This is a genomic window from Nitrosomonas supralitoralis, from assembly GCF_003011925.2.
In the GTDB taxonomy this organism is placed as follows: Bacteria; Pseudomonadota; Gammaproteobacteria; order Burkholderiales; family Nitrosomonadaceae; genus Nitrosomonas; species Nitrosomonas supralitoralis.
The window spans coordinates 1-543 of the sequence record NZ_PXXU01000190.1 but is presented as its reverse complement, the minus strand read 5'-3'; the positions used below and the strand labels follow the sequence as shown (position 1 = coordinate 543).

Here is a 543-nt window from a genome sequence, read left to right as displayed (position 1 = left end):
GCGCCGATAATCGCTGCCAATTGACACCGGCTATTAGCCAATTCCACTGCGCTTGCGTCAACGTAAAACAGCGTTCATCCGACTTTGGCCAAACAAATTTGCCCTGATGCAAACGGCGCTGGCACAACCACACGCCTGTGCCGTCCCACAGCAACACCTTGATGCGATTTCCGGCACGATTGCAAAACACAAAAGCTGAACCTGCGCAGGGCGCATGCTCCAAAGACTGCTGTACCAGCATCGACAAACCATCAATACCACGACGCATATCAACCGGCTCTACTGCCAGCCAGATGCTACCCGGATTAGCAATCAATCCAGGCATTTCAGCAATTTCCCCAGCCATTGGGGTGATATCTCTGCTGGTAGTTCTAGCGTATGGCCTTGCGGACAACGTAAACACAGTGACCCCGATGACGAAGGCTCCAACTTGAACTCAACCGGAATTAAAGTCGACGCAACTGCAGCAACTGGTTGAGAACGATAAACCCGCAACCAGTTCGCGAACGTTTTGGAATTCAGCTTATGCTGACGACAATACGC

The 543-nt window shown here is 51.7% G+C and carries 2 protein-coding genes; both read right to left on the bottom strand.

Annotated features, from left to right (window positions below; all coding sequences use genetic code 11):
- A partial coding sequence (gene tnpB / locus C7H79_RS17370) for an IS66 family insertion sequence element accessory protein TnpB (RefSeq protein ID WP_242447364.1) occupies nucleotides 1-346 on the bottom strand: 346 nt, incomplete at its 3' end.
- Nucleotides 313-543 (bottom strand): IS66 family insertion sequence element accessory protein TnpA (tnpA, locus tag C7H79_RS18595; RefSeq protein ID WP_206781779.1); only part of this gene is annotated, 231 nt, incomplete at its 5' end. The genes tnpB and tnpA, both read right to left, overlap by 34 nt.